The 21,025-nt window shown below is 44.0% G+C and carries 17 protein-coding genes; 12 read left to right on the plus strand and 5 right to left on the minus strand.

The features are described from left to right. The first annotated feature begins 698 nt into the window (after nt 1-698). The 3 genes from uvrA to AC5JPT_RS06595 all read left to right on the plus strand — a co-directional run bounded on the left by uvrA (nt 699) and on the right by AC5JPT_RS06595 (nt 6,518). Nucleotides 699-3,605: an excinuclease ABC subunit UvrA gene (gene uvrA, locus AC5JPT_RS06585; RefSeq protein WP_493857542.1), complete on the plus strand. Its 2,907-nt coding sequence runs from the start codon at nt 699-701 to the stop codon at nt 3,603-3,605. A gap of 317 nt (nt 3,606-3,922) precedes the next feature. Beyond that, on the plus strand, nt 3,923-4,192 hold the full coding sequence (locus AC5JPT_RS06590; protein ID WP_493857543.1) for a hypothetical protein: 270 nt from the start codon (nt 3,923-3,925) through the stop codon (nt 4,190-4,192). 160 nt (nt 4,193-4,352) lie between these two features. Further along, on the plus strand, nt 4,353-6,518 hold the full coding sequence (locus AC5JPT_RS06595) for a nuclease-related domain-containing protein (protein ID WP_493857544.1): 2,166 nt from the start codon (nt 4,353-4,355) through the stop codon (nt 6,516-6,518). Nucleotides 6,519-6,619: 101 nt separating this feature from the next. Here AC5JPT_RS06595 and AC5JPT_RS06600 read toward each other — a convergent pair whose 3' ends face one another. Beyond that, nucleotides 6,620-6,901 carry a DUF503 domain-containing protein gene (locus AC5JPT_RS06600; protein WP_493857545.1) on the minus strand — a complete coding sequence of 94 codons (282 nt, stop codon included), beginning with the start codon at nt 6,899-6,901 and terminating at the stop codon, nt 6,620-6,622. 132 nt (nt 6,902-7,033) lie between these two features. Between AC5JPT_RS06600 and AC5JPT_RS06605 the strand changes: the two genes are divergently transcribed. The 4 genes from AC5JPT_RS06605 (at nt 7,034) to AC5JPT_RS06620 (ending at nt 10,218) form a co-directional block, all read left to right on the plus strand. Next, complete coding sequence (locus AC5JPT_RS06605) at nt 7,034-7,822, plus strand: threonine/serine exporter family protein (RefSeq protein WP_319051470.1); 789 nt, start codon at nt 7,034-7,036, stop codon at nt 7,820-7,822. Beyond that, the gene (locus AC5JPT_RS06610; protein WP_493857546.1) at nt 7,823-8,275 is read left to right on the plus strand and encodes a threonine/serine exporter family protein; all 453 of its coding nucleotides are present in this window, start codon (nt 7,823-7,825) and stop codon (nt 8,273-8,275) included. A 176-nt stretch (nt 8,276-8,451) separates the two neighbouring features. Next, nucleotides 8,452-9,807, plus strand: coding sequence for a glutathione-disulfide reductase (gene gorA / locus AC5JPT_RS06615; protein ID WP_493857547.1), 1,356 nt, complete (start codon nt 8,452-8,454; stop codon nt 9,805-9,807). A 249-nt stretch (nt 9,808-10,056) separates the two neighbouring features. Next, the gene (locus AC5JPT_RS06620; RefSeq protein WP_319051467.1) at nt 10,057-10,218 is read left to right on the plus strand and encodes a hypothetical protein; all 162 of its coding nucleotides are present in this window, start codon (nt 10,057-10,059) and stop codon (nt 10,216-10,218) included. 46 nt (nt 10,219-10,264) lie between these two features. Here the strand turns inward: AC5JPT_RS06620 and AC5JPT_RS06625 are convergent, their stop codons facing one another. After that, nucleotides 10,265-10,894 carry a GNAT family N-acetyltransferase gene (locus tag AC5JPT_RS06625; RefSeq protein ID WP_493857548.1) on the minus strand — a complete coding sequence of 210 codons (630 nt, stop codon included), beginning with the start codon at nt 10,892-10,894 and terminating at the stop codon, nt 10,265-10,267. A gap of 195 nt (nt 10,895-11,089) precedes the next feature. Further along, nucleotides 11,090-12,733, minus strand: a complete 1,644-nt coding sequence (locus AC5JPT_RS06630) for an FAD-dependent oxidoreductase (RefSeq protein ID WP_493857549.1) — start codon at nt 12,731-12,733, stop codon at nt 11,090-11,092. Between the two features lie 234 nt (nt 12,734-12,967). On the opposite strand from AC5JPT_RS06630, the gene truD reads away from it, so the two are divergent. After that, nucleotides 12,968-14,224, plus strand: coding sequence for a tRNA pseudouridine(13) synthase TruD (truD, locus tag AC5JPT_RS06635; RefSeq protein ID WP_493857550.1), 1,257 nt, complete (start codon nt 12,968-12,970; stop codon nt 14,222-14,224). A gap of 99 nt (nt 14,225-14,323) precedes the next feature. On the opposite strand, the gene AC5JPT_RS06640 is transcribed toward truD, so the two are convergent. Beyond that, the gene (locus AC5JPT_RS06640) at nt 14,324-15,781 is read right to left on the minus strand and encodes a GGDEF domain-containing protein (RefSeq protein ID WP_493857551.1); all 1,458 of its coding nucleotides are present in this window, start codon (nt 15,779-15,781) and stop codon (nt 14,324-14,326) included. Nucleotides 15,782-16,071: 290 nt separating this feature from the next. Further along, on the minus strand, nt 16,072-16,953 hold the full coding sequence (locus tag AC5JPT_RS06645; protein ID WP_493857552.1) for a PHP domain-containing protein: 882 nt from the start codon (nt 16,951-16,953) through the stop codon (nt 16,072-16,074). A gap of 381 nt (nt 16,954-17,334) precedes the next feature. On the opposite strand from AC5JPT_RS06645, the gene ispZ reads away from it, so the two are divergent. From ispZ to mnmC1, 4 genes are all read left to right on the plus strand, one after another. Continuing rightward, the gene (gene ispZ / locus AC5JPT_RS06650) at nt 17,335-17,886 is read left to right on the plus strand and encodes a septation protein IspZ (RefSeq protein WP_319051461.1); all 552 of its coding nucleotides are present in this window, start codon (nt 17,335-17,337) and stop codon (nt 17,884-17,886) included. Nucleotides 17,887-18,006: 120 nt separating this feature from the next. Continuing rightward, entirely contained in the window at nt 18,007-18,324 is a 318-nt protein-coding gene (locus AC5JPT_RS06655) for a YciI family protein (RefSeq protein WP_493844390.1), read from the plus strand. After that, nucleotides 18,321-18,758: an SH3 domain-containing protein gene (locus tag AC5JPT_RS06660; RefSeq protein ID WP_493857553.1), complete on the plus strand. Its 438-nt coding sequence runs from the start codon at nt 18,321-18,323 to the stop codon at nt 18,756-18,758. Before AC5JPT_RS06655 ends, AC5JPT_RS06660 begins: the two co-directional genes overlap by 4 nt. Nucleotides 18,759-18,911: 153 nt before the next feature. Beyond that, nucleotides 18,912-20,978 carry an FAD-dependent 5-carboxymethylaminomethyl-2-thiouridine(34) oxidoreductase MnmC1 gene (gene mnmC1, locus AC5JPT_RS06665; protein ID WP_493857554.1) on the plus strand — a complete coding sequence of 689 codons (2,067 nt, stop codon included), beginning with the start codon at nt 18,912-18,914 and terminating at the stop codon, nt 20,976-20,978. The last annotated feature ends 47 nt before the right edge of the window (nt 20,979-21,025 follow it).

Below are 21,025 nucleotides of genomic sequence, written 5' to 3' on the forward strand. Positions count from 1 at the left end.
ATTGCCTCACTGGTTGATCACTGCTGGTTTTTCGCTGCTGGCACTTTTACTACACCATGATTTATCACTACTGGTTTATCAAGGCATCAGCCTACAAATCAAGCCCCCTAGTATAAGACATTCGCCGTTTGGTTGCCGAGACTTTTGGGTTTTTGTGCTGACGCTACCATTCAAGCGAACAGACCTTAGAGACGGCTCACGTTCAAGCCGTTCATATTACAAGATTATTTTGTTACTAACTGCATCATATACCTTATTACACCTTGAATAATGCTGTCGCCATGACAATAAAGTAAGGCGTCGTAAACGTTATTAGCACTCGACTCAGACGATAATTTAAATGACAAACCCCTTCAAAAAATGACACTTTTGGTCAAAACCATAACAAACGATGCCTGTTACTTAACAGGGATTTGATTTAGATTTGCTTAAACGCACAAGGCAGATATACAGAATCAATTGCCTCGCTAAATAAATAGTAAGTAACCACATAAAGCACTAGTAGTCAGCAGCGAAACTATTAATAGTAAAATTATAAGTGGTAGCACAATTACAAACTTAAAACTTATTTCCGTTTTGAACCAACCACTGCATATTTTTAGTTAACCACTATCAATTAACTATTGTATTAATCTGTATTTAGCTTTTTATTTGACATATTTTCACTCCCCTTTTAGCAAATAGGAAACCCATAAACGATGGCACATGACCATATCGCAATACGCGGCGCACGTACTCATAATTTAAAAAATATTGATTTAGACATTCCGCGAGATAAGTTCGTGGTAATCACAGGCTTGTCTGGCTCTGGTAAGTCTTCATTGGCTTTCGATACCCTCTATGCCGAAGGACAACGTCGCTATGTTGAGAGCTTGTCAGCCTACGCACGTCAGTTCCTCTCACAAATGGAAAAGCCTGAAGTCGATAGCATCGAGGGCCTCTCCCCTGCGATTGCCATCGAGCAAAAATCGACCAACCATAACCCGCGCTCCACGGTGGGTACGATTACTGAGATTTATGACTATCTGCGTCTACTCTATGCCCGTATCGGTACGCCGTACTGTCCTGAGCATGGCGAGCCGATGGTTGCGCAGTCGGTCACCGAGATGGTTGATCAAGTCATGGCATTACCAGAAGATACCAAACTCATGATCTTGGCACCGGTGATTCGCGAGCGTAAAGGTGAGCATACCGTGTTACTTGAGCAGCTGATTGGTCAGGGTTTTGTGCGCGTACGCGTCGATGGTGATGTGTATGACACCGATGAGCTGCCGACCCTCGATAAAAAGAAAAAACATACTATCGAAGTGGTGGTCGATCGCTTTAAAGTCCGTGATGATTTGGGCAACCGTGTTGCTGAGAGTTTAGAGACGGCGCTACGTTTGGGTCAAGGACTGGTCACCCTGCACTTTATGGATGGCAATCCAAAAGAAGGCGGTGACGACAACCAAGTCATGTCAGCCAAACACTCATGCCCTGTCTGTGATCGTGCCGTACCTGAGCTTGAACCGCGTATGTTCAGTTTTAACAATCCATACGGTGCGTGTCCAAGCTGTGATGGTCTGGGCAAACGCCAGTACTTCGCCGCTGAAAAACTCATTACCCATCATGAAAAATCGCTCAATCAAGGCGCGATTAATGGTTGGGACAAACGTCATGCCTACTATTTTGGTTTGCTCAGCACTGTCTGTAAGCATTTCAAAATTGATATGGATATGCCGTGGCAAGATCTTGCCAAAAAGCATCAAGACATCATCATGCATGGCTCTGGCAAAGAAAAGCTGACCTTTAACTTTACTGATGAGCGCGGTCGTAAGACCAACAAGACCGTACCATTCGAAGGCGTGCTGCCTTACCTAGAGCGCCGTTATGCTAAAACGCAAAGTAACCTCGTCCGTGATGAGCTGGCCAAGTATCTGGCTGATACCACTTGTAATGTCTGCGATGGCGCGCGTTTGAACGAAATCTCTCGCAATGTGCGTGTTGACGACCAGACCATTGCTGACATCGTTAAGCTCTCTATTGGCGACTCTGCAGAATATTATAAAACGCTAAAGATCGGCGGTCATAAAGGTGAAGTCGCTGAAAAGATCTTTAAAGAGATTAATGAGCGTTTAAACTTCCTTGTCAGCGTTGGACTGGATTATTTGACCCTTGCCCGCTCTGCCGAAACATTATCAGGCGGTGAAGCGCAGCGTATCAGGCTTGCCAGCCAAATCGGTGCAGGTCTGATGGGTGTTATGTATGTACTTGATGAGCCATCTATCGGCCTGCATCAGCGTGACAATGATCGCCTACTAAAAACCCTCACACGCTTACGTGATTTGGGCAATACCGTACTGGTCGTTGAGCATGACGAAGATGCCATTCGCCAAGCGGATCACGTGATCGATATCGGTATCGGTGCAGGTGTCCACGGCGGTCATGTCATCGCTCAAGGTACGGTCGATGACATCATGGCAAACAAAGAATCGCTCACTGGACAATATATGTCTGGCAAAAAGCGCATCGAGATTCCAGCCGTGCGTCATAAAGCCAAAACCATGGATATGGAAGTCAAAGGTAAGGCTAAAGCTAAAAAAGTACCGATGAACATCGAGCTAAAAAGTGCATCAGGTAACAACCTACACGATGTTGATTTGACTATCCCTGTTGGTATCATGACCTGTGTGACGGGCGTATCGGGTTCGGGCAAGTCAACCTTGATTAACCGTACGCTTATGCCATTGGCAGCGACACAGTTAAACAACGCCTCAACGCTGATTGCCGATAAGTTTGAAAGCATCAGTGGTCTTGAGCATCTGGACAAGATGGTCGATATTGACCAAAGCCCCATCGGTCGTACACCGCGCTCAAACCCAGCAACATATACGGGTGTGTTTACCCCTGTACGTGAGATGTTTGCTCAAACGCAAGAAGCACGCGCTCGTGGTTATAAGCCAGGTCGCTTTAGCTTCAATGTCAAAGGCGGACGCTGCGAGATGTGCCAAGGCGATGGTCTCATCAAAGTTGAAATGCATTTCTTACCTGATATGTACGTGCCTTGTGATACCTGTGAAGGCAAACGCTATAACCGCGAAACCCTAGAGATTCACTACAAAGGCAAAAGCATCGCCGAAGTGTTAGAGATGACTGTCGAAGACGCGACTGAGTTCTTCTCAGCGATACCTGCGATCTATCGTCGTCTGCAAGCGCTCATGGATGTCGGTCTTGGCTATATTCGTTTGGGTCAGTCTGCGCCAACGCTCTCTGGCGGTGAAGCGCAGCGTGTCAAACTGGCGCGTGAACTGGCCAAGCGTGATACGGGACAGACGCTCTATATCTTGGATGAGCCAACCACGGGCTTACACTTCCATGATATCTATAAGCTGCTCCATATCCTGCATACCCTACGCGACAAGGGCAATACCATCGTGGTCATCGAGCATAACCTCGATGTCATCAAAACAGCCGATTGGGTAATTGATCTTGGCCCTGAAGGCGGTAAAGGTGGCGGCATGATCATCGCTGAAGGCACGCCTGAGGAAGTGGCAGAAGTGAAAGGCTCATATACGGGTGAGTTCTTAAAGCCCATGCTTGAGCAAGAGTTAAAAGACGTAAGCTAAAACAAATTAGTGAATGATTGATAAAAGGCCGCTCTTTCGGGAGTGGCCTTTTTTTGGCTAGTACAAAGTACAGTACACGCTCTGAGCTGCAATTCTAAATCGTTATATATATTAGACCAGCATCCATGCTGCTCTGCTGCGTTACCTTTCTTAATCTTTATTAAAGATACTTAAACATTGATTGTATTAATATTTAAATAGTTAAACACCATGCGCAAATGTACACGATATAGAAATATCTGATTAAGAACGATATAGCACGTATGAATTGATGCTATTTGCTCTTGTACAATCTCTAAACCCTTTAAGGACTCTTTATGAAAAAATTAATGTTTGTTATTTTGGCATCTACTGTTGGCGTTAGCGCCTGTGCGTCAAGCGGCACATCAAATGGCGCAAGCGGTCGCAACCATCAAAGACCTAATATGTCAGCAGACATGAAACAAGCTATGGATGACTGTGCTAAACGCATGAATGTAAAAATGTCTCATGATAGTCGCCCGAGTAAAACTGACATGAAAAAAATGGAAGCGTGTATGAGTGCGAAAGGGTACGAGAAACCTGAAGGTCAAGGTCGTCGTCAATAATTGGTATTTTTTAGAAAATCATCGATAAAAGGCTACTCTTTAGGGAGTGGCTTTTTTTGGTTATAGTGAAAGAACTGAAATTATAGATACTAATTAATAGCGCTAATGCAATTTACTATGGTAGCCTTTACTAACTATAGACAAATGTAAAGGAATAACAGTGTTCAATAAAGACAAGCAAAGAACAGAAGCAGAGGTCTTTAGTGATCTAGAATCATTGTGCCAATCTGATGGATATTTACACACTATTGCGTACTTTTGTTTTAGAGATAATGTTGTACGATGCGGCGAAAAAATACAGAAGGAGGATTTTTTAGAGCAGTATGGTACGGACAGACTATTACGCATTGAAATATCTACGCTAATCGGTCTTGCATGTAAAATTGAATTAAACGTGAACTTGCCAACCCCTGCTAAAATGCAAGAGTACATAGAAAGAACAGAAACTTTTCTTTTAGAGCTTCATCATTCAATGATGCCTGATATCTCAGATATGTTTAAATTAGATGCTAATAATAAACCAGATAAGAGTTACAACCCTTTTAATAAAGGTGCTTTCTTAAGAGAACCTATATTTTATGGAGGAGAATCAGCTTATCACTTCCAATACAGAGATTTATCAAAGTTAAAATATAAACATGATGAAGATTGGCTGATAAGAAACAAGGGCTATTCTTTAGAAGAATTGTTTATAGTAATTGAAGCTATAGGAGACTTACAACTCAAAAAAGTCAACAATATTCTTACTCAATTGCTCGGAGAGCATCCAAATCAATGGTCTTTTTTAGCTCCTTATACGTTTACAGTAGATGAGCTTTCTCTAGCGGTCTTTTCCACTATATCAAAATCTACAGTAGACTTAATTGTTAATTCCTTTGTCTCCGTAGAAAATTACACATTTGAAGCACTCGATGATTTCAATCCCAAAAATGCTTTTCCAATTATAAAATTGGATACAGATACTTACTTATTATTCCAGAATTATACTTTGTTAGAAGCATTGTATGAATCTCCTTTCTTTTGGTTTTGGGATGACGAGTTATATCGTAGTCAGGCTATGATAAATAGAGGTAATTTTACAGAAGAATTTTCTTTAGATAGACTAAAAAGTGTTTTTGGAAGTACTAGAGTTTTCCAAGGTGTCAACATTCTTGAAAAAAAGGGTGTAGTTGCTGGAGAAATAGATATTTTAGTTTTATTTGGTAATAGAGCCATTATATTACAAGCTAAATCTAAAAAACTTACTATAAGTTCACGGAAAGGAAATGACCAATCTCTACAGAGCGACTTTAAAAAAGCGGTGCAACATGCTTATGACCAAGCTTATTTTTGTGCCGATTTATTACTACGTAGTGAATACAAGCTTGTGGATATTAATAACAATGAAATAGATATTTCAAGCACTAAATTTGAAGAGATTTATCCCGTATGTATCGTATCAGACCATTACCCTGCACTTTTTTTCCAAGCTAGACAGTTCCTAAAATATCACGAGACAGAAATAATAAGAGCACCTTTCATAATGGACGTCTTCTTCTTAGATGTGTTTGCTGAAATGCTAGATTCACCACTATATTTCTTAAGTTACTTAAACCGTAGAACTAACTACTCACAGGAGTTAATGGCACATCATGAAATGAACATACTAGCCTACCATTTAAACAGTAATTTATGGCTAGATAAAGGGATGAATTTAATGCACATCGGAGATGACTTCTGTGCAGAACTTGATATGGCAATGCTCACTCGTAGAGACGGATTAGACTCTATACAAACTCCTGAGGGTATACTTACAAAATATCAAGCTACTACAGTTGGAAAATACATCTCTAATATTGAAAGGATGAATAACTCTAGTACATTGGATTTTGGATTACTACTATTAACAATTAATGAAAACTCTATTCGACAGATAAATGGTGTTATCGACCTGATATGTAGTAAGAGCTTAGTAGATGGCAAAAATCATGATTTTACAATTGGGTTTGAACATGCAGATGGTGAAGGGTTAACAATTCATTGCAACTACGACGATTATACAACTGCTAAAGTAAGATTAGAGAACCATGCCAGAAAAAGAAAGTACTATACAAAGTCTAAAAAATGGCATGGTATATGTATCGACCCTAAAACTAAAGAAATTAATTTTGGTATATATATAGACTCTCCTTGGAAATACTCTCAAAAGATGGAACAAGAAACATCTCATATGGCAAAACCATTGGCTACTTTCAATCCTAAAACTAGAGTTATGCCTAAAAAAAACGGAAGGAATGAAAAATGTCATTGTGGTAGTGGAAAGAAATATAAAAAGTGTTGCTTATAGCTTTCCAGCTTTTGTTTAAAATTATAACTTATGCTTTTTATATAATAGCTCTCATGAGACACGATTTAGCCCTGATCGTCTCTCTACGAAGGCACCATAAACTAAACAAACTCCCTCTCAACATTCATTACCCTTGCATCTACCGTACGTTCTAGCTTTTCCTCAATTTGACTACATTGCGACTCGACCTCACGTTTTGACAGTCCAACGATCACAAACGTCCATTCGCTCGCGTCATGGCGCGCGCGGCCGCCACTCTCACAGACCGCGACGCTTGGCGTATTGCCAAAGCGCGCGTGCAAGCCGCCCATGCGTTGGCGCTTTTCTTTTAGCGAGCTACAGCCGGGCAATGAAAACATCAATGTCAAAATAGCGATATGCATTTTATGCTCCTTACCAAAAATTTTATAATAGCAGCCAACATAATATTCGATAATGACTCATATTGTCTGCGCGTCAGCACCTATACCCTTTATAATGGCGTATCAATACCAACCAACATGCGTATCTAACTCATGACCTCTATCAGCTACGTCAAGCAGCAGCGTATCACTCGACTATGCGTGCGCTGCGGATTACTCCTTATGCAGTATGGCGCTGAGTCGGCTGTGGTGGTGGATTTATCCAAACGCTTGGGGCTTGCCTTGGGGATGAACAGCGTCGAATGTTCGCTGAACTTTAACGCTATCACCCTAACGACCATCTGCGATGAGCGCTGTATTACCACCACCCGAGATACGATCAATCAGAGCATCAATGTCAATTTATTGGTGCAAATTCAGCAAATCATTAATAAAACTGAAGCCACTATAGATAGTACCGACTTGATTGACCGCACGACGATTGCCTTTGATGAGTTGGATAAGACCGTGTATCCGACATGGCTAGTAAGCATCTTTGTTGGTGCCTCATGTGCCGCGTTTGCTTATCTAAATGGCGGCAGCTGGTCGATTACAGCAGTGACCTTTATCGCAGGTATGGTGGCGATGTTTACCCGTATTTACCTGTCCAAACACCACTTTAACCCTTTTATCACTGTTATTGTGACGGCTTTTATTGCCTCGCTCATTGGCGCGACAACCTATTATTTTGATATTGGCAATAATGCCGATATTGCCGTGGCCTCTAGTGTGTTGCTACTGATTCCTAGCTTTCCACTGATTAACTCGTTATCTGATATCCTAAAAGGCTATGTCAATATTGGCGTTGGGCGTGCAGTATTTACCTATATGCTTACCTTATCTGCTTGTGTGGGCATCGTAATGGCGCTAGTGTTACTACGCATACAGCACTGGGGGTTTTAGATGTGGTTTATTGAGACGGTCATATTGTCTTGTATCATTACCCTTGGCTGGACGCTGATGTTTAGTGTCCCCAAACGCTATATCTTGCCGTGTCTACTGATGACGGCGTTTGGCTTTGGGTTAAAAACGGCGCTTGTTTATCAGCATGTCCATCTGGTGATCGCGAGCTTTTTTGGAGCGATGCTTGCCAGCTTTTTGGGTGTATATTTTTCTAGGAAATATACCCTACCGCCCAAAGCGCTCATCTCGCCCAGCGTCATCTGTATGATGCCGGGTATCGCCGCCTATAAAGCAATGGTGAGCATGGTACAGATTGGCTATTTTGGTTATTCAGACGAATTGTTTAGCCAAATGATGGTGTATTTTTTTGAGGCGCTATTTGTGACTTCAGGATTGGTATTGGGTTTATCCATCCCGGGGCTATTATTTTATAGACGGCGCCCTATCGTTTGATAGATTTGATCAAGTATATAGACCCTAGCCTATTCCTAGTTATGTGCTGTCCGCATGTAGGCTATTTGCCATGCCTTCAGCACAAAAAACTTGTAAGATGGGTAGCATAGATAGCATGACCCGTTATGCTGGCATCTAAAACAATACGTACAACAACTCAGTAAAGAGACCTTATTATGACCAAACATTATGACTATATCGCCATTGGTGGTGGTAGCGGCGGTATTGCCTCAATCAACCGTGCAGCCAGCTATGGCAAAAAGTGCGCCATTATCGAAGCCGACCAGTTGGGCGGTACTTGTGTGAATTTGGGCTGCGTTCCCAAAAAAGTCATGTGGTATGGCGCGCAAGTTGCCGAAGCCATTCATAAATATGCACCAGATTATGGGTTTGATGTCGATGTCCGAGATTTTGACTTCCAAAAGCTGGTACAGAGTCGTCAACAGTATATCGAAAACATTCACCGCTCTTATGACAATAACTTGGCCAAAAACGGCGTAGAAGTCATCAAAGGCTTTGCTAAGTTTGTTGATACCAATACCGTAGAGGTCAATGGCGAGCTCGTTACCGCTGATCACATCTTGATTGCGACTGGCGGTCATCCTATTCGCCCAGATATCGAAGGCGCAGAGTACGGCATTGATTCTGATGGCTTCTTTGCGTTGAGGCATTTGCCAGAGCGCGTAGCGATTGTGGGGGCTGGATATATCGCTGTCGAGATCGCAGGTGTATTAAACAGTCTGGGCGCTGAAGTGCACCTGTATGTCCGTCAGCACTCACCGCTGCGTGCATTTGATCATAGTGTGGTAGAGGCTCTGCTCATAGAGATGGAGCAAGACGGTATACATTTGCATACCAACACCACGCTGACCGAGGTTCATAAAAACGAAGATGATAGCCTGACGTTATGTAGCAAAGACGGCAGCCTAGATACGACAGACTGTCTGATTTGGGCGATTGGACGCGCACCATCGACTGACAATATCAATTTGCAAGTGACTGGCGTTGCAACTACCGAGACTGGCAAGATCAAGGTCGATAAGTTCCAAAATACCAATATTGAAAACATCTATGCCGTTGGCGATATTATCGAAGACAGTATCGATCTGACCCCAGTAGCGATTGCCGCTGGTCGCCGTCTATCCGAGCGTTTGTTCAATAATAAACCTGATGAGCATTTGGACTATACGTTGATACCGACCGTGATCTTTACCCACCCTGCTATCGGTACGATTGGCTTGTCTGAGATTGACGCGATTGAACACCATGGCAAAGAAAACATCAAATGCTACAAATCAACATTTACCTCTATGTATAGCGCAGTGACTCAGCATCGTCAAAAATGCATGATGAAACTGGTATGCTTGGGTGATGATGAGAGAGTTATTGGTCTACACGGTCTTGGGTTCGGTGTCGATGAGATGATTCAGGGTTTTGCCGTCGCGATCAAGATGGGCGCGACCAAAGCTGACTTTGACAATACAGTCGCTATTCACCCGACTGGTTCAGAAGAGTTTGTGACGATGCGTTGAGCGCTAAGCATCGAGCGCTGTTGCTTATAGTCTTATTGAACATAAAAAAGGATGCCGTTTGTGCATCCTTTTTTATGTTATCAGTCGACACCTCTATTTTTTAACATCAAAAAATACAGATAGTAAATACAAAAGAGTCACTTACTGACAGTACAATCCCAATACTGCTATGATGCGATGAATACTAACCGTTGAGAGATCACTGTGTGGCAGGTATACTTATTTATATTGCCGATTGGCATCGGAATCATGACCTTAGCAGCGAGCCTATTGTTTTTGTTTGCTTATCTGATGTCTGATGACAATGCCACGCGCTTGCCAGCATTTAACTGGTTCAAGCGCTTGATCATTGTGGCATTTTTACTATTAAGTTTGGGATTGTTTATGACCTTTGGACACTTTTGGGGTTAAATGAGACCTTGTTATCATTGTCATTTCAAGCGACCTGTTGCCAGACCTACGTTTGGCTCACTATCTTTTCCAACTCCAATAGCTCCAAGTCTTCACGCTTGGGCTCGCCATTATTGCCATCGTTTGGAAACGGCATTTTATTGCCATTGAACTGATAACCGCGACGCTGATAGTATGCCAAGAGCTCAGGGCGATGACTCAAGATAGACATGGTCAGACGGCTGGGCTGGTTCTGTGACTGCAAGTGACGATTTGCAAAAGTCTCTGCCGCTTGTAAGAGGACGTTCCCTATGCCCTGCCCTTGTAACTCAGGATGTACCGCAAACATACCGATATAGGCTTTTTTATTAGCGTCAGCATCCGTTTTGATATCGACAGCAATGCAACCAAGTAGCTCGCCCGTCTCTTCTGCCTCACGCTCGCCTGTTATTGTTTTTGGATAAACAAAGTAATAGTGGTTAGGGTCATTAATAACGGCAGCAAGCTCGGCTGACGTGGTTCTAATACCACCAATCAAATCTGCCTCATTGGTCCAGCCTGCTGTCTCGCGGTAGCAGCGATTTAATAAGCGCTCAAGTGCAGCGATATCATCCAATGTAGCTTCACGTAAAAATACAGATTCTTTATTGAGAGAGTCTATATGTATGTTGCTGTTATTTATATTATTTTCGCTCATATTATAATTTTTCCTTTTTTATCTATGCATAGTTGAATTCAAATACTTTCGATACAAGAAAACCGAGTACAAGTTATACCTTAGTATAGGTAACGAGAATGATAATGTAGCGAATTCATACGGATTTGCCTGTATAAAAAAACTGGCTTAGTGCCCTAAGCCAGTCTAAATATTAATACGTATTGCTTTGTAGTACTAGCGCGATAATACCTGCGCTTGCTCAATAATATCAAACCCTGCATTGAGCTGCGCGCGCGTTGGCGCATGACCACGGCGCAATAGCTCAGAGAACGCGACCAATTCTTTGTCGCGTCCGAGCGTACTCGCTGCGCTAGCTCTTGTGTTCTCGCTGTCGTCATCGAAGTAATATTCGATATAGTCGAGCGTATCTGGCGTGCCAAATAGGATATTGTGCTCTGGTGTCTCGGCATGACCGCTATAGCGCAGGCTCTTGCCATACTGCATGGTCCAGAAGAATGGAATGCGCGCCTCCAATGAGTCGACATTGTCATCACCTAATATAGCAGCTGCCGTGACCATGCCGTGCTGCAATGCTACACGCCAATGTTCGATGCGCATACGACCCATTTGATTGCTAGCTTTGGCGATGTCGCCTAGCGCATAGACCCCATCGCGCAGCTGTAGATGGTCATCGACCTGTACGCCATCTGGGTCATTAACCTCGTTCAGTATCTCTGTGCGCGGTGAGACGCCAGTACCCAAGACCACGATATCGGCATCAATGTGCTCACCACTCGCTAGCGTAACACCGCCCACATGTGAAAAAGCTTCGTTATCTTTGTCTTGGTCAGCTTGACGGTCAATCTTGGTAATTTCATTGACGGTGGCATCAAATACAAAGTTGATGCCCTTTTCTTCATGCAGTTTGATCAGTGCATTACTCACAGTCTCCGATACGATATTGCCCATCACGCGGTCGTCTTGCCCAATCACCGTAATAGAAGCAGTCGTACCCGCCTGTGCTAATGCAGAGGCAACCTCCATACCGATGAAGCCTGTACCAATGATTACCACGCGCTGATCATGACTGGCCGCTTTGATCAGTTTGGCATCTGCCATGCTACGCAACGTGTAGACGCCATCGACATCTGCCCCAGTAATGGGCGGAATGCTAGGTGATGCACCTGTCGCCACCACCAAGAAATCCGCAGTCTCTCGCTCGCTAGTGCCGTTTTCATTTTCTATGACGATGGTCGCCTCATTGGGCAATACTTCGCTGACCGTTTGATTAAGTCGCAACTCGATATCGTTGTCTTTGGCCCACGCTGCGCCGCCTAATAGCAGTTTATCTTCGGCCATATTGCCAGCTAAAAATGCTTTTGATAGTAAGGGGCGATTATAAGGTGCGGTATCTTCTTTGCTAATCAGTGTGATTTTGCCGCCATAGCCTCCATGACGTAATTGGTTGGCTGTCATAAATCCTGCACCGCCGCCGCCCACGATAATGGTATGAGTACCTGTGAGCTGGTCGTTATCTATCGATTTTTTTATCGGAGCTGAAGTATCAACGGTCACATTATCACCGTCACTGGTGAGCTCATATTGAGTCAAACCCTCTGTTGCTATCGGCTCTAGTAATGATCCGTCGCGGGTATCAAAACTTGCATGATGCCAAGGACAGACGACTCGGTTGCCGCAGCGCAGACCGTTGCCCAAATCTGCACCCGCATGCGGACACTTGCCATCAAATGCACGGAACTCATCGTCATCACGCGTGATTAAAATGATACTATCGTCTTCTTGCTTATAAGATTTCATGCCACCACTTGGAATATCAGCTTTACTAATGGTGACTGTGTTGATCATCGCCTTGGTCATAATGCTTCCTTAACAGTTATAATAATGTCCTAATAACAGCGCATTGAAAATGACCAGACCGAGCCTGACAATTTCAACTTACTCTATTGTCTAAGTATGCTATGTACTGATAGTAGCAAGACCACATCACACACGATGTTTTTTTGTATGTTACCTGCGTTGCAAAACGTAATTGCTCACCCGATTGCTTATGTTATCCCTCTTGCTTATCACCACAAAACAAAAGACCAGATTATGACTTCTCAAGACACCTCTACTGATATCGACAACACCCCTGCCCCTGATACTCAATCTGCTACAGTTAGCGATTCAATCGACCGTTTGGATCTCACGCTTATCGATATTGCAGCGATTACTGACACTGCGAGACTGCCGCAGCCTAATCGCCCGCCGATACAACAAGCCACTTATAAAGCAAGTCCTGCAGATTTTGTGGTCAATGAGATACTGCCGCTAGAGTTTACGGGTGAAGGCGAACACTTGTGGCTGCATGTAGAGAAGTCAGGTATGAACACCGCATATCTGGCAAAACTACTATCAGAGTGGGCAGACATCCCTCTGCGCGATGTGGGTTACTCAGGACTGAAAGACCGTCATGCGTTGACGACCCAGTGGTTTAGTCTGCGCATACCCAAAAAACAATTACCGCCTACCGAGTTTGCACCGATAGACGTTGGCGAGCACGAATCCGTCACTATCCTTGCTCAGCACTGGCATAACAAAAAGCTTAACCGCGGTACCCACCGTGCCAACCACTTTATTATTACCTTACGTGATGTTCAATTCGCAACGTCTAATGAGGTCGATACAGTAGCGCCTGAGCAAGTACAGTCTGCTAAGCAGCGTGTCGAGCAGTATTTGCAGTGCATCAATGACAGCGGTGTGCCCAATTACTTTGGTCCGCAGCGTTTTGGTTGGCAAGGCAATAACATCAAAGAAGCATTGTCTCTGTTTGCCCGCCCACCGCGCGAGCATCGTCCGCAACCAAAAAAGAGTAAGCGTAAGCGTGCGCCGAGAGAACAAAACACTATGGAGCTATCTGCAGCACGCAGCTTGATATTTAATGAGATACTGGCAGCGCGCGTACGTGATGAGAGCTGGAATAAAGGGCTAGCAGGTGAAGTGTTTAATCTGGACGGTTCAGGGTCTATATTTACCAGTGAGACCTTGGATGAGACGCTGCGTGCACGCCTTGATAGTGGCGATATACATCCCACTGCTGCCATGTGGGGCACCGACAATGATAAAGTCAGTAGTAGTGCCGCTGAGCAAGAAAAGAAAGTAATTCAGCACAGCGCATTACTCAAACAGCTAGCAACGGGATTAGAGCAGCGTGATATAAAAGCACAACGACGCGCGCTGAGACTACCTATTGAGCAGCTAAAATGGCAGTGGTCTGATGATCAGACGCTGGTATTGAATTTCACATTGACCACAGGTAGCTTTGCGACAAGTGTATTAGCAAGCGTGGTACAGCAGCTTGAGTCATGATTGACTGATGTGTAGCAAAATTTATCTGGCGGCTATTTACGTAGCCGCTATTTTTGTATAGTTGCTTTTTTATAGTAGCTACTAGCCATAACGTAACGACTAGCGTTTTCTATAGAGCGTGTGCGTCCCGCCAGTTGTGTCGTTGAGCATTTCATTGGCGCTGACGACTTGGTTGCGACCACGATGCTTGGCTTCATATAGGGCTTTATCCGCAGCACTGATAAGCCGCTGACAGATGTCGCTTGGCAGTTTTTGCATGGATGCCATATTTTCAGCTCGTTGGGTCGCAATTGGTTTGATGAGTGGCACTGTCTCTGTTTGAGGCAATATTCTTTTTTGCAAAATGGATTTGTATGTTTTGGCGATACACGCCCTTTCTTCATGAGTCAAGGTATACAGACCAAAGCTTGCCGTTACATTGAATTCAAACATATTATTGAGACTAATCGCCTTGTCAGCGATGCTCAATCGCAACTGCTCAGCAATCACCATAGCGTTATCATGCTGTGTGTTTGGTAGTACAATCAAGAACTCTTCACCACCATATCGGCTAATGATTGCTTCATCCGATAACGACTGGGATAGCGTCTGAGATACTTCAATCAAAACCTGATCGCCCACATCATGACCATAGTTGTCATTGATCCGTTTGAACCAATCCAAATCTAACAGCATGACGCTCAAATCTTGATGTTCTTGTACCGTTGCCAAGGTATACTTCATCTTTTTTAGGCCGTAGCGGCGGTTTTTTAGCTGGGTAAGTCCGTCTTGATTGGCATGTTGCAAGGTTTCTTGTCGGCTATCATCTAACACCAATAGCAAAGCCCGAAACATATATACAATAAAAATTGCTTTGGGTAGCGCCAGATACAAATGCGTTGAACGCCAGAAGAAAGCTGATGAGCGCTGCACCTCACTGATGCTTTCCCACTCTAATATATTGTTTTCAAAAGCCGAAGCAGCGATGGCATTTTCAATCGCCATGAGCTCGTTGTAAGTCAGGTAGTTATGTGTATCTATCAGAGGATGGATAACTGTCAACTGGCGCAAATTGGGTAAACTAATACCAAAGTAAGGTACGATAATAGCCATTAGCATTAGGCTTATTTGTAGCCAAAACATCCGCCAGGCATAGCGACGCTTTATCAGCATCATCCCTAGCATCGCACCGCCGACCACTGAGACACCCGCAAACAAGCTACTGTAGCCTATGACGACAATGACGGTGGCAATATAGAAGGTATAGATCAAAACCAAGGCAATCTGCCACTCATCCAGAGCGTCGTTTTTATTCTCCGTATGGGGCAGATATTTGTACATGCACAAAAAAAACAAGCCTGTCAAACTGATGCCAAACCACAACGGATACAGATAATGTATATTGACATAGCTCTCAACGGCGTCTTGTTGCAACCAAACCAACAAACACCACAGCCAATGTAGTGACACTTCCATGACAATAAATAGCGCCAACAATGACGTTCGATCCACCGCTTGCCACTCAAAAATCATTTGAGAGAGCTTTTTGTATCCAAGATGAGAGATCGATACAGCCATAAATGGGCTACCACAGAAAAATTAAACGCCTTGAATTTATAGGCGTTGAGACCAAACTAAAAGTTGTAATATCCTTGATAAATTCTATAACCAACGCTTCAAGTGTTACAAGTTCTGTCTGCATTATCAATCTGTTTTATGCATTTATTTATCAATAATTGTTTTATGGTTGTAATAATGCCTAATTATAAGTATTGAGTTTTGCCAGCTGCTTAATCAGTCACCTAAATAGCCAGCACCAGTATCTGACATTGTTCTAACAAGACGATAAAAATAGAATATTTTTTGGATCAAGACAGCGTTTTAAATGACTCCCAAACGCCTTGCTGATCTGTATTTAATACAGGCACATCTCCCAAGCGTCGCCATGGCATATTGCTGCCATGAAAGTCACTACCGATTGAGGTGACAAGATTATGCTCAGCAATGCTACGATCAACCATTCTACGCGTACTTACCGGCTCACTGGTCGCTGGTAGCTCACAGGCATCACCGCCAAGCTGTGCAAACTCCTGTATAAGCTTACGGACTCGTGTGGCTGATAACTGATAACGCGTGGGGTGGGCAAGTACTGCTTTACCCCCACAAGCATGGATCAGATCAATACCATGCTGCATCGTCAATGCCTCGATTGCCACATAGGCAGGCTTGTTATCTGCCAAATACTTATCAAAGGCTTTTTGGACGGTTTTTACCTCGCCTCGCTCAAATAGCACTTGCCCAATATGAGCCCGTCCAACAGCTTGCGGATTACCACCTACCTTATTGAGAATCGCTTGCCATAGCTCATCGAAGTCAATATCCAACAGCTCGCTGAGCTTTTCGGCAATACGCTGACCACGTGTCGCCCGACTGTCTTGTAATTGCTGCAAAGTTGCGTGCATTTTGTCGCGATCAGCGAAATCCAGCCCAAGCACATGAATGATCTTATTAGTGGATTTGTTTTTACCGTAGCCGCCGCTCAGCGTATGTTCACAGCTGATTTCAACCCCATTGATCAGTTGCATATCATGGGCAGTAGCAGCGGCTCTTGCTTCGTCAATTCCTGCCAGCGTGTCATGGTCAGTTAATGCCAGAATATTGACACCCGCGGCGTGAGCGCGACTGACCACTTCAGTTGGCGCATAAGTACCATCCGAGCAGGTACTGTGGCAATGTAAATCGTATTTCATAAGTTGAGCCTTAATTTTTCTGAGTACTATGATTTGTTTGAGTGCTATGTTTTTTTGAATGCTATAAAGTTCAAGGTAAGTTCAATAGCAAACGTCAATGCTGCTATCACTAATTATTATTGTTACAAATAACGCCTCGGACAGCTGCTAAACGTGAGAGTTATCATTGCCGTATTTAATCGTTATGTCTAACTTATGACGTTATATTTGCCCAGTCGCTTATTTCCTAGCTGCAAGTACTAATCACAAGTCACTAGCCACCATAAGAAAGGGGTACTCGATAGGTTGCTTATATCGCAGTATTATCGTGCTGATTGCTTTTTTTTGGTGCGGTAGACGTGTAAACTACCCCATACGTTTTTGTTGGACACCATCTTTGCTATGAAAGCATTATTAGACTTTATCCCCTTGATTGCCTTTTTTATCGCTGCTCGTTACAGTGGTATTCTGGCGGCGGCAGGGGCTTTGCTCATCGCCACTATCATCGTTTATGCCATTCACTTTATTCGCCAAAAAGGCAAATTTGATAAGCAGCAATGGGTCGTCCTATTATTAACGATTTTATTTTGCGGTGGTACGTTGCTGCTGCGTGACGACATCTATCTGCGTTGGAAGTCGCCCATTATCAACGGTATCTTTGCGTTAACGCTATTTGTTAGTGCTGCTATTAATAAGCCCTTGATGCAGCTTGCAATGAAAGAGGTATTTACCCTGACACTCAGCGGTTGGAAAAAGCTGACCGTCGCTTGGGCATTGTTTTTTGCGCTTATGGCTGTATTACATTATATCACAGCGTTCACAATGTCAGATGAAGCGTGGATTAACTTCAAAACTTATGGCTGGATTCCAATCATGCTGGTGTTCGTCGTGGCTCAGTTTGCTGTACTGAAAAAACACCTAAACCCTGCATTGACGGATAAAGCCACCAAATAACACAGGTTGTCTTATGATGACAATCAAGCTACCGCTAAATATCAATAGTAAAAGACCTTTAGCGTTGTAAAATGTCTTTTGCATTAATTATCATGCTCTATTACTCACTAAGGAAGTCTCATGTCTTTATTTGTCATTATTGGTCATGATGTGGCCAACAGCAGCGCGCAACGTCTGATTACTCGCACAGAGCATATTGAGCGGTTGCAGGCTTTGAGTCGTGAAGACCGACTGGTTATTGCAGGTCCAACGCCTATTGAACATGGAAAAAACGACATGTCAGGCAGCCTTATTATTGCTAATTTTGACTCTATCGAAGCGGCGCAGGCATGGGCAAATGATGAGCCCTACTTACGTGATGGCGTATATAGCCATGTGGATATCAAACCTTTTATCCAAGCATTGCCAGCGCCAACTGACAAAGTAGCTGCATCGTGAGTCGAAGAGTCCCTTATTTGAACAATCGATTCTCAAAAAACAGCGTGGCCAGCCTATTGCTATTGGCAGCTGCCTCAGCGCATGCCGCGCCAATAGTGACTGAAACTAATGTCACGGAACTAGGAGCGACGCCGATGACAACCCAACCTGCAGCGGGCACTGGCGTAACCAAAAACTCTGCGCTAGATATCAATGATACGTTGGCTGCACAACTGCAACCGTCCTCGAAAGCACTGTCAGCTGCCAATCAAGAGTTACTCAGCCGTAACGCGCAATTGCAGCGTCAAGTGAACGACTTACAGACCCAAGCGAACGTCTTAGTGTACGAGAGTAAAGGTCAGCTGTTTTTGTATGGTGCGTTTACGGTATTGATCAGCTTGTTGGTCGGTATTTTTATCTCGTGGTTGGTATTTGTGCGCCGTGAGCGCTGGTAGGCTAGTTGCTGCTGATAAGCTAGTTGCTATACGTGACTTTCATGACTTTAGCTTTTAATTATCTTTTTCTGCTACGCCATACTGTACTTTGAGATATCAGCTCTATCACCAATAATACCCTGACTATATAACCACTGCAGCTAAGAACCTCCCATGTCTATCGCTAACCACCAAAATGCTAAGTCCTCAAACGTTATCACGCCTGCCAAGATTGATTGGCAGATGGATGATACTGGCAATATGGTACCGGTATCTGGTGAGTTTGGGGATGTGTATTTTTCGCATGCGGATGGTCTAGCAGAGACACGTCATGTGTTTTTGGCACATAATCAGTTGTCAGAGCGTTTGACCCGCCTTGCACCAAAACAATGCTTTACGATTGCGGAATTGGGATTTGGTACTGGGCTAAACTTACTGGCAACTTGGCAGTTATGGCGACAGCTGCGCGATACTCATTCACACCTAGCAGATGCGCGTCTCCACTTTATTACCACTGAAAAATTCCCTATACCACATGCAGATCTGACTCATATACTTGCTTTGTGGCGTCAGCGTGCCCCTGAGCTCTCAAGATTTATTGAACCGCTTTTGGCAGCATACCCGCCACTTATTGCAGGTTGTCACCGCTTAAATTTTTCTTATGATAATTTAACTGTCGATATGTGGTTTGGGGATGCCGCGGATAGCCTTAACAAGCTGGCAGTCAGTCATCAGTATTCGTCTGTGCCTCATATCGATGCTTGGTTTTTGGATGGCTTTGCGCCTTCTTGCAATAGCACCTTGTGGGCTGACAGTATCTTTACACAGATGCAGCGTCTATCAGGCCCGCGCACTACTGCCGCCACTTATAGCTGTGCCGGCATCGTCAAACGCGGACTGAAAGAACACGGTTTTTACATCAAAAAAGTAAAAGGCTTTGGACGAAAACGTGAGATGCTCACGGCTGTGATGATAGATGCAGACGGTTTTGATGCTAGTCATGACAATGTTAATGTTGATCAAGATATTGATCGTGACGATAAATATCAAAAAACGACCCGCACTATATTCGATCACACCGTCGTCATTGGGGCTGGTGTCTCAGGGCTACTCACGGCTTGGTCTCTTGCCAATCGCGGCATTACTGTCACCTTATTAGATAGATCAGCACCTCTGGCAGGGGCATCAGGCAGTCCGCGCGCATTACTTGCGCCCAAAATGACACCGATTCATCACGTCGATGAACACCTGCACACTATCGGTTATCTGTATAGCAATAGACTCTATCGAGACTTCAACCAGAAAGCCTCGCAGATTGATACAGCGCCAGTACTGGAACCAACTGGTGCACTCGATTTATTGATAAAGTCTAATGTCGGTACCGAGCAGATTGCAGACTATCCTAATGAGATGGCAACTACCCTACCCGCTAAACAGGCGCAGGATCTTACTACGCTAAAAAATCAGAACTTATTAGATAATCTATATTTGCCTGAATCTGGGTTGGTCAACCCGCAAGCGTTAAAGAACATCATACTGACGCATCCACTCATCCGCTTTCAGCAGTTAGAAGTGAATAAAATTACCGAAACTGAGCAGCAAGTTCGTATCGAAGGCATTGATAAAAATCATGACACTATCACTGCTGATAATATCGTCATTTGCGCGGCGTTTGAGAGTCATCAATTGGATGAGCGGATATTTGATTGCCGTAAGATTCGTGGGCAACTGTCTTGGTTTATACCTACCGTAGAGCAAGTAGCAAACCTGCCCAAAATACCGCTGAAATATAGCGGTTACTGTGCGCTATTTAACGCACAATTAGGCGATGGTGAGCTGAACACTGTCATCGCTGGCGAGCCCTATCTATTACTAGGTGCAAGCTTTATACGTAACGATACGAATACTGAGGTAAGAGATGAAGAGCATCAGATTAGCCGAGACAAGCTGATCACTGCTATTCCCGAGATGGCGTCTATTGTCCCAGTAGATACTAGTAAGTGGCAAGGACGTGCTGGTATTCGCACTCAGACGCCTGACTATCATCCAATCGTAGGGCAGCTGGCAGACAGTCAGCGAATTTGGACCATGAGCGCGATGGGCGCAAAAGGCTATGCATTAGCACCTATATGCGCTGAAGCATTAGCAGATATGATGCTAGGATCATTTGTACCGCTATCTGAGGCGATGCTCGCACGCCTATCTCCCAATCGTACACGCTTACAAACACCGCTCGTTTGAGGTAACCTAACATAATATCTACTTAAAGACCGTACTATTCACGGTTC

This window comes from Psychrobacter sp. H26 (genome assembly GCF_059073035.1).

Coding starts and splice junctions, on each gene's coding strand:
- AC5JPT_RS06620 (WP_319051467.1), top strand. CDS start 10,057: ATGACCTTAGCAGCGAGCCTATTGTTTTTGTTTGCTTATCTGATGTCT.
- AC5JPT_RS06590 (WP_493857543.1), top strand. CDS start 3,923: ATGAAAAAATTAATGTTTGTTATTTTGGCATCTACTGTTGGCGTTAGC.
- AC5JPT_RS06600 (WP_493857545.1), bottom strand. CDS start 6,901: ATGCATATCGCTATTTTGACATTGATGTTTTCATTGCCCGGCTGTAGC.
- AC5JPT_RS06655 (WP_493844390.1), top strand. CDS start 18,007: ATGTCTTTATTTGTCATTATTGGTCATGATGTGGCCAACAGCAGCGCG.
- ispZ (WP_319051461.1), top strand. CDS start 17,335: ATGAAAGCATTATTAGACTTTATCCCCTTGATTGCCTTTTTTATCGCT.
- AC5JPT_RS06625 (WP_493857548.1), bottom strand. CDS start 10,894: ATGAGCGAAAATAATATAAATAACAGCAACATACATATAGACTCTCTC.
- gorA (WP_493857547.1), top strand. CDS start 8,452: ATGACCAAACATTATGACTATATCGCCATTGGTGGTGGTAGCGGCGGT.
- uvrA (WP_493857542.1), top strand. CDS start 699: ATGGCACATGACCATATCGCAATACGCGGCGCACGTACTCATAATTTA.
- AC5JPT_RS06645 (WP_493857552.1), bottom strand. CDS start 16,953: ATGAAATACGATTTACATTGCCACAGTACCTGCTCGGATGGTACTTAT.
- AC5JPT_RS06610 (WP_493857546.1), top strand. CDS start 7,823: ATGTGGTTTATTGAGACGGTCATATTGTCTTGTATCATTACCCTTGGC.
- mnmC1 (WP_493857554.1), top strand. CDS start 18,912: ATGTCTATCGCTAACCACCAAAATGCTAAGTCCTCAAACGTTATCACG.
- AC5JPT_RS06605 (WP_319051470.1), top strand. CDS start 7,034: ATGACCTCTATCAGCTACGTCAAGCAGCAGCGTATCACTCGACTATGC.
- truD (WP_493857550.1), top strand. CDS start 12,968: ATGACTTCTCAAGACACCTCTACTGATATCGACAACACCCCTGCCCCT.
- AC5JPT_RS06640 (WP_493857551.1), bottom strand. CDS start 15,781: ATGGCTGTATCGATCTCTCATCTTGGATACAAAAAGCTCTCTCAAATG.
- AC5JPT_RS06630 (WP_493857549.1), bottom strand. CDS start 12,733: ATGACCAAGGCGATGATCAACACAGTCACCATTAGTAAAGCTGATATT.